Source organism: Siphonobacter sp. BAB-5385 (assembly GCF_002261125.1).
GTDB lineage: Bacteria > Bacteroidota > Bacteroidia > Cytophagales > Spirosomataceae > Siphonobacter.
Window position 1 is genome coordinate 1 of sequence record NZ_NMPS01000259.1, and the last position, 6,961, is coordinate 6,961.

Genomic DNA, 6,961 nt, shown 5'->3' on the forward strand with positions numbered 1-6,961 from the left:
GCCAATGTCTTTTCCCCGGAAAAAATCCATTTGTTGCGTAACCACCAGCGTTCCAATGAGTAGCAGTTGGGTCAGCGTAAACTGAACTACCACCAATCCTCGGCGAATGGACATGCCGCCCACTTGTTGCGTACTGATTTTTCCCTTTAAGGCCGCGACGGGCTGAAAACCCGCCAGAATGAGTCCCGGATACGAACCCGCTAATAGCGTTACGACGATCAGTAATACAGCCAGAAAAATCAGCAGTAGGGGATCGGAAAAAAGATCGAACGTACCGAGCAGATTCAGGTCCGAAGCCTGATGCACCCATTGACTCAGCACCGGAGCCAGCAATTCTACCAGCAATACGGCAAAAGCAATGGCGGCCAGGGTAATGAGTCCGGTTTCGGCGATGAATTGTCCGAATAACTGTCCATTCGTGCCGCCCATCACTTTGCGAACGCCTACTTCCTTGGAGCGTTTGAGGGCCTGGGCCGTCGCCAGATTCACGAAATTGATACAGGCCGTCAATAGCAAAAAGAGACCAACCGAAGCCAATGCGTATAGTTGCGTGACGGTAAGTTGCTCGTTGTATTCCGCTGAAAAGTGAAATTCAGTGAGGGGAATAAGCGGATGCCGAATTTCCTTGTAATCGTCCGGATGATACTTTTTCACGAAACCCTTGAGTGCCTGCTCAACGCTGGCTGGCGAAGTGCCTTCGCGTAGTAACACCAGACAGTGGGTACGTGAACTGACGCCACCCCAGTCGTCGAGTTTATACGCCACGTTGTTTTTATAACCCGGTAGCGTAGCCCAGGAAATAAACAATTCCTGCCGCTGATCCGTATTCTCGGGAATGTCGGCCAGGATACCGCTGACTTTCAGATCCAGGTCATTATTGATCCGCAGACGTAGACCTATCGGGTTCGCCAGGCCAAAGTATTTTTCCGCCATTCGCCGCGTCATCACCACGGTATTGGGCTGTTCCAGAGCGTGCTTCGGGTTTCCTGCCAGCCATTGGTAATCCAGAATGTCGAAGTACGAAGGCTCGGCGTAGGTGAGCGTTTCTTCTTCCTCAAATTTCTTAAAAGGCCGGGAGTTGGGGACACTGACCAAGGTATTGTACTGGAGGTAGGTCATCGCAACTTTTTCCAAAAAGGAATAGTCATTTCGCAGGGCCTGCCCGAGGGGGAGCGGTACGCCCGACTGATACTCCGTGCTTTCTCCGCTAAATTCCGTTACCACCCGGTACGTGCGATCTTTCTTCGTATGATAGGTATCAAAGCTGAACTGAAACTTCAGGACCTGAAAAATCAGCACGGTACAGGTGAGGCCCAGACCCAGGCCCAGGATATTCAGCAGGGCGTATCCCTTGTAGCGAAGCAGGGTTCGGTAGGCGACGAGGAAATAATTCTTTAGCATCTTTGGATAGATAAGGATTAAGCAATGATCGCTTTGCTGAAGCTTTTCTAACAATTACTAAGGAGACAAAGAGTTCGGTACAAGCGTAGATCAGGCATTCCCTCACTATTCCGACTTTAACGAACGTACCGGATTCGCCGTAGCGGCTCGGATCGCCTGCGTACTGACGGTGAGCAGGGCGATGAGCAGTGCCACCAGTCCCGCTCCGGCAAATACCCACCAGTGCATTTCGATGCGGTAGGCAAAGTCTTCGAGCCAGCGGTGCATGGCGTACCAGGCCAGCGGGAAAGCAACCAGAGCCGCAACGCCGACCAATAGCAGAAAATCTTTCGAGAGCATGCCGACGATATTCGGTACGCTGGCTCCGAGGACTTTCCGAATGCCGATTTCCTTGGTACGCTGTTCGGCGGTGAAGGTAACCAGGCCAAACAAGCCTAAGCAGGCAATGAAAATGGTGAGTACCGTAAACGTGAGTAAAAGTTGGCCCTGCTTTTGCTCGCTTTCGTACTGGTGAGCGAAGTTCTGATCAAGAAAACTATATTCGAAGTCACTGGCTGGATCGAATTGTCGATACACTGTTTGGATATAGGCCAGAGCTGCTTCCGTTTGTTCGGGACGAATGCGTACGTATAAGTTATCCTGCTGCGTACCCAAAGCCCGTTGAATCACCAGCGGCTCAATCGTATGCTGGAGGGAGTAGGTGTGGAAATCTTTGACGACGCCAATCACCTGAAAATGGAGTCGGGGACTTTCCGAATCTTCCGTATTGGCTTCCACGATTTTACCGATGGGATCTTTCCAGCCCAGTTTCTTTACCAGTGTTTCATTCACCAGTACCGCTTGCGTGACGTCCGTTTCCCGGTTTTTATCAAAGTTTCGACCCGCGAGGAGTGGAATTTCCATGGTTGTCAGAAAATCTTCGTCTGCGTCGAGCCGCTGCATCATCATGCTGGCATCCGAAACTTTCCCGTTGGTTTCAAAGTGGTATCCCCGCGAGCCGATATTGTTATTGCCAATGGGATTGCCAACCGCAGCCGCAGCCGTAATGAGTGGACTTTTCAACAGTTGTTCCTTGAAGGCGGAAATGTGCTTGCGTACCTCCATCTTATCAATGTGAAAGGACAGGGTCTGCTCGCGGTTGAAACCCAGATCTTTCGTTGCGGTATAGTGCATTTGCTGGTAGATGACGGCCGAACCGACCAGCATACTAATTGTAATCACAAACTGGAACGTAACCAGCGACTGCCGGAATCGTTTGTTAGTGGCTGAACTCCCTAACTGGCCTTTCAACGCCGGAATAGTCCGGAAACCCGAGAGGAATAAGGCTGGGTACGTACCGCTGAGCAGACCCGTCAACAGACAAAAGAACACCAGAAAGCCGAGGCTGGGCAGGACGCCAAATTGCCAGAGGGAAAGCTCTTTTCCCGAAAACGTATTGAAAAAGGGCAGTAGCAATTCCGTTAGCAGAATACCCAGAATTGCCGCGAACAAGCTCAGTAGCAGGGACTCAGCCAGAAACAAGCTCACCAACTGGTTCCGCTCCGAGCCAATGGCTTTCCGTACACCTACTTCGCGTACCCGTAGCGAGGAACGGGCCGTACTTAAGTTCATGTAATTGATGGCCGCAATGAGCAGGACCAGTACGGCCACGATACTGAAGACCAGGACGTAGGTACTGTCGCCATTCGCACTCATTTCAAAACTCAGATGCGAATGTAAATGAATGTCCACCAGCGGTTGAAGATTAAGCTGGTAATTGACTTTCCCCATCTCCTGGAGTAAATGGTCCGGGAAGAAACGTTGGATTTTTTTCTCGAAAACTACGGCATCCGTATTCGGGCGAAGCAGTACGTAGGTGTACAGGTTAAAGTTTTGCCAGCCGTCGGTAAAGTTAGCGGGCATGGAACGCAGGGCACTGAATTGCAGGTGGGAGTTCGTGGGAAGATCCTGCAAAACGCCCGTGATGACGTTGCCCAGATTATTCTCCAGGTATACCGTTTGGTTCAGGGCTTTTGCTGGATTACCGAAGAGTTTCGTCGCCAGCTGTTCCGTCACAACCAACGAGTTAGGCTTGCTTAAGGCCGTTTTTGGATTGCCGTATAGCAAAGGAAATTGAAAGACCTGAAATACGTTCCCATCCGTGAAGATCATGTCATTGACTCTCAATTGAGTCTTGCCCCGTTGGATCAAACCACCTCCTTCGGGAGCGAAGCGTACGGCCTGCTCGATTTCGGGATAATCTTTCTTCAGCGTTGGAGCATAGGGAGCGGAAGTAAGAGCGGTCTTAAACTGACCCGTCTCCCAACTGGCCTCGTGTGTTACGCGATAAATCCGATCCGAATTTTCGTGAAAGCGATCATAACTCAGCTCATCCGCTACGTACAACCCAATCATCCAGAAAGCAGCTAGCCCTACGGCCAGACCGAGCAGATTAATCACCGAAAAAATCTTGTTTTTCAGCAGATTACGAAAGGCGATTTTAAAATGATTTTTTAACATCGGTCGCAAGGGTTGCAGGTATGGGTTAACGTGTGCTCGAAAGCTGCGTAGTTCGTTTCGTTTACTCAGTAATGGCGTATAGGAATGACTGGTAAGTGAAAGTTAATCTACCGGTTAGAAAAGTCGTGCCGATGAAAGGTAAGAAGTGTTAAGGTATTGGTATTCAGTAATTAATATAAAAACAAGTGTTCGGAAGCGTACAATGTGTCGTACGCTTCCGAACAGCTTTCTTTAGTGCTTTTGATTGAATTATTCCGATTTCAGCGATTGAACCGGATTCATCAACGCCGCCCGGATGGCCTGATAGCTAACGGTGAGTAGGGTTACCGTTAGGGTAGCCAGAGCCGCCCCGGCAAAAATCCAGCCCGAACCGAATCCGCAGGAAGTTCCAGCAACCCGAATCCTTGACAACAAACAACCCAAAACTTTAAACCCTACTCGCTTTTCAAACTCTTGGCCGGATTGGCCAGGGCCGCCCGGAAGGATTGCCAGCCCACAGTCAGGGCGGCAATAGCGGTGGTGAGCAGAATGGCCAGAGCAAACGTCTCCCAGCCGATCGAAATCCGGTACGTGTATTCTTTCAGCCACTGCGACATCAGCCACCAGCCCAGGGGAGCCGCGATGGCAAAGGCCACGAGAATCAGGCGGGCAAATTCTTTTCCAAACAATCCCAAGATTTGAATCAAACTGGCACCGAGTACTTTCCGAACGCCGATCTCCTTGGTTTTCTGAGCCGCCAGGAAACTGACCAGTCCGTACAGGCCCAGGCAGCCGATGAAAATGGCGATGAACGAAAAGATCCGTATGGTTTGCAGCATCAGGGATTCACTCTTGTACATTTTCGCAATACGCTCGTCCATGAATGATTGCTCGTAGAGGTGATTAGGATAGGTATCATTCCAAACGCTCTCTACGCCCGCCAAAGTGCCGGACAAATCACGCGTGCTGACGCGGACGGCCCCGAATTTCTGGAAGTCACGGGCGGAGAATATCGCAATCGGACTGATTTCTTCCCGCAGGGACAAATTATTAAAGTCTTTGATCACGCCTACGATGGGAGCCGATACGCCCCAGACATCTAAATTCTGGCCAAGTACATCCTGAATTTTTAATCCTAATTTCTTAACGTAGGCTTCGTTGACCAGGTATTCCCGAGCTGTATCACTTTCGATAATGTTCCGACCGGCCAGTAATTTCAGGCCAAATGTGTTGGCATAGGTATAGTCAGCTGGCTTGATTACCAGACTCCAGGGTTCAACCTCCGTGTGGGAACCAAACCGATGGTTGGTGGAGAAATTAGTGGTAGACGTAGGCGGAGCCGCAAAAAAGGATACGGCTTCGACGCCGGGTACCTGTCCAAGCCGATGCCGGAAGGTTTGAAGATTGGTCTGTTCGGGTGTCGGGTTGGGAATGACAATGATCTCCGAAGGGTCGTAACCAATGTCCTGGTTGCGGTAAAAACCCATTTGCTGGGTAATCACGATCGTACTGATAATCAATACCTGAGTGATAATGAATTGGACGATCACCAGACTGCGGCGTACGGATAAACCACCGACCTGCTGCGTATTGATTTTGCCCTTCAGAGCGGCTACGGGTTGAAAACCCGACAGGATCATACCCGGATAAAAGCCCGCCAGAAGTGTCACCACTAGTAATAAACCCAGTAAAAAAGCCCACAGGAGTGGTTCCTGAAAGAAGGAAAACGTACCCGTAAAATTGATACTCGTCTGATTTTTGATGGCTGCGTTCGCCAGGGGAATCAGTACTTCGCTGAGGCCCACGGCTACCACGATGGCGATGAACGTAATAAGTCCAGTTTCAGTGAGGAACTGACCAAAAAGCTGGGCTTTCGTACCGCCGATGACCTTGCGTACGCCTACTTCTTTCGAACGTTTAAGAGCCTGAGCCGTCGCCAGATTCACGAAATTGATGCAGGCCGTCAGCAGTAGAAACAAACCGATCGCCGCCAGTACGTAAAACATCGTATCCTTTGCTCCGCCGTAATTCGAATCAAAATGCAGTCTTTTCAAAGGTACCAGCGGGTAGGAGCCCTCTTTCGCATCCTCGCCCAGGTATTTTTGACGAAATGCGGGCATCAGCTTATTCAAACGTTCAATGTCAGCCTCCTTTTTAAAAAGGATCAGACAGTTCGTGCTGGAATTGGTCCAACCCCAGTTATCTACCTCAATACCGTCCCATTGCTTGGGCATGGAGGCCCAGGAAATGAATACTTCCAGGCGGCGGTCCGTATTCTCGGGAATATCCGCTACGATGCCCGTTACCTTTAAATCCATGGTATTTTCCAGACGAATTATCTTCCCAACCGCCTGCTCCGTGCCAAAGTATTTTTCGGCCATTTTCTGGGTGAGTACGACGGTGTTGGGAGCTGTCAGTTCCTTCGGCGAACCCGCCAGCCACTGGTAATCCAGAATATGGAAGTAATCGGGTTCAACAAAACCGATGGTTTTTTCTTCTTTGAATTTTTTCTGAACCGTACCCTTGCTGTCCGGAATGGTGATGAGGCGATTGCCTACGGCCATGAGAACCGACACGCGTTCCAGAAAGGCAAAATCGTTTCGCAGAGCCTTGGCGACGGGGGCGGGGACGCCGGACGAATGACTCACCCCATTTTCGTCCTTATTTTCCGTAGTCACCTGCACAATCCGATCTGCGTTCGCGTGATAGCGATCGAAGCTGGTCTGGAATTTAATCACCTGAAAAATCAGGATGCTACAGGCAATGCCCAACGTTAGGCCCAATACATTAAGCAGCGTATAGCCTTTGTATCGAAGCAGGGTGCGATAGGCGACCAGGAAGTAGTTACGTAGCATGGGATGGATGGTTTGTCCGTTGATGGTTGGAAAGAGTTCGTATTGGTTTCTTCAAAAACTCCTAACGAGTGAAGCGGCTAACAACTCAATAATAGATGGATTAATGTATTTCGCTTTGAACAGACCGAATTTGTTCCCGTAAGCACGCCTGACATTCCATGGGGGCCATCCCATGGCAGCAACTGCCCGCTCTGGGCCACCGCATTGCGGCTGTCGTAGGTCGTTCA

The 6,961-nt window shown here is 50.2% G+C and carries 4 protein-coding genes; all 4 read right to left on the bottom strand.

Going from position 1 to position 6,961, the window contains the following annotated elements; genetic code table 11:
* A partial coding sequence (locus BWI93_RS27140) for an ABC transporter permease (RefSeq protein ID WP_141217621.1) occupies window positions 1–1,401 on the bottom strand: 1,401 nt, incomplete at its 3' end.
* A 105-nt stretch (window positions 1,402–1,506) separates the two neighbouring features.
* Window positions 1,507–3,900 (bottom strand): ABC transporter permease, encoded by a 2,394-nt coding sequence (locus BWI93_RS27145; protein ID WP_094817068.1) that lies wholly within the window; start codon window positions 3,898–3,900, stop codon window positions 1,507–1,509.
* Window positions 3,901–4,149: 249 nt separating this feature from the next.
* Complete coding sequence (locus BWI93_RS28035) at window positions 4,150–4,314, bottom strand: hypothetical protein (protein ID WP_176454355.1); 165 nt, start codon at window positions 4,312–4,314, stop codon at window positions 4,150–4,152.
* 20 nt (window positions 4,315–4,334) lie between these two features.
* A complete protein-coding gene (locus BWI93_RS27150) occupies window positions 4,335–6,734 on the bottom strand; it encodes an ABC transporter permease (RefSeq protein ID WP_094817069.1) in 2,400 nt (799 codons plus the stop codon).
* Window positions 6,735–6,961 lie beyond the last annotated feature (227 nt).

What these genes read in the sequence shown, in the direction of transcription:
- BWI93_RS27145 (WP_094817068.1), bottom strand. Translation starts at nt 3,900, where the DNA reads ATGTTAAAAAATCATTTTAAAATCGCCTTTCGTAATCTGCTGAAAAAC.
- BWI93_RS27150 (WP_094817069.1), bottom strand. Translation starts at nt 6,734, where the DNA reads ATGCTACGTAACTACTTCCTGGTCGCCTATCGCACCCTGCTTCGATAC.